1 protein-coding gene and 1 pseudogene are annotated in these 1,075 nt (G+C 73.1%); both read left to right on the forward strand.

The features are described from left to right. Window positions 1-248, forward strand: a pseudogene (locus IH13_RS0107755) (hypothetical protein); the annotation flags it as partial. 212 nt (window positions 249-460) lie between these two features. Beyond that, on the forward strand, window positions 461-958 hold the full coding sequence (locus IH13_RS0107760) for a peptidylprolyl isomerase (protein ID WP_031082252.1): 498 nt from the start codon (window positions 461-463) through the stop codon (window positions 956-958). Window positions 959-1,075 lie beyond the last annotated feature (117 nt).

A 1,075-nucleotide genomic window follows, 5' to 3' on the forward strand; every position in this document is an offset into this window, starting at 1 on the left:
GATGGGTGCGCCGCCCGATCCCGTACGGTCCCGCCACTGGTCCCACCAGGCGCGTGGTCCGCGAAACGGAGCGGCACCCCCGCACCCACCTCCGCCACCTCACCACGGCGGGCACCGCGCTCGCCGTGACCCTGCTCGCCAGGACGGTGCAGGTGGACCCGCCGACACCGGCGAACGCGCCGCCCACCGGCGGGGCCGGTGCGTCCGGATCGCGCCCCCGCGCCGGGACCTCCGGGCGGCACGCGTGAACTGCCCGCCCACGGCACGAGGCGGGTACACGGGGGCGGCCGCCCCCGCGAGGGGTGCCGAACGCCAGCCGGCCGGCCACCCGGACGGCGCGGGGCACCGTGGAAGGGCTCCGCGGCGCGCCGCACGCGGCACATGCGCGACCGCGCGCCACGCGGTCGTTCCGGGCGGGGTCCGTGCACGGGGCGGCGGCCGGTGATGTCAGGATGGACCCATGACCATCAAGGCGTATTTCGACATCACCATCGGCGACGAGCCCGCCGGGCGGATCGTGTTCAACCTGTTCGACGACGTAGCACCCAAGACCGCGGAGAACTTCCGCGCACTGGCCACCGGCGAGAAGGGCTTCGGCTACGCCGGATCCCCCTTCCACCGTGTCATCCCGAAATTCATGCTCCAGGGCGGCGACTTCACCCGCGGCAACGGCACCGGTGGCAAGAGCATCTACGGCGAGAAGTTCGCCGACGAGAACTTCACGCTGAAGCACACCAAGCCCGGCCTGCTGTCGATGGCCAACGCGGGCCCGAACACCAACGGTTCGCAGTTCTTCATCACCACCGTCGCCACCCCGTGGCTGGACGGCAAGCACGTCGTCTTCGGCGAGGTCGCCGACGAGCCCAGCATGGAGCTCGTCCGCAAGATCGAGAGCTACGGTTCCCAGTCGGGCCAGACCAAGGCGCCGATCGCCGTCTCCGCGTCCGGCGTTCTCTGAGCGTTCCGCGACGCCCGCCGCGGGGCCCGGACGGGTTCCGCGGCGCCGGTGTGCGCCCGTGCCCCGAGCGTGCCTCCGCACGGTTCGGGGCACGAGCGGCTTCGACGGCGCGCCGCG

Source organism: Streptomyces sp. NRRL WC-3549, assembly GCF_000721935.1.
In the GTDB taxonomy this organism is placed as follows: Bacteria; Actinomycetota; Actinomycetes; order Streptomycetales; family Streptomycetaceae; genus Streptomyces.

Bases quoted from the DNA above. Each gene is read 5' to 3' on its own strand.
- IH13_RS0107760 (WP_031082252.1), top strand. From the start codon at position 461: ATGACCATCAAGGCGTATTTCGACATCACCATCGGCGACGAGCCCGCC.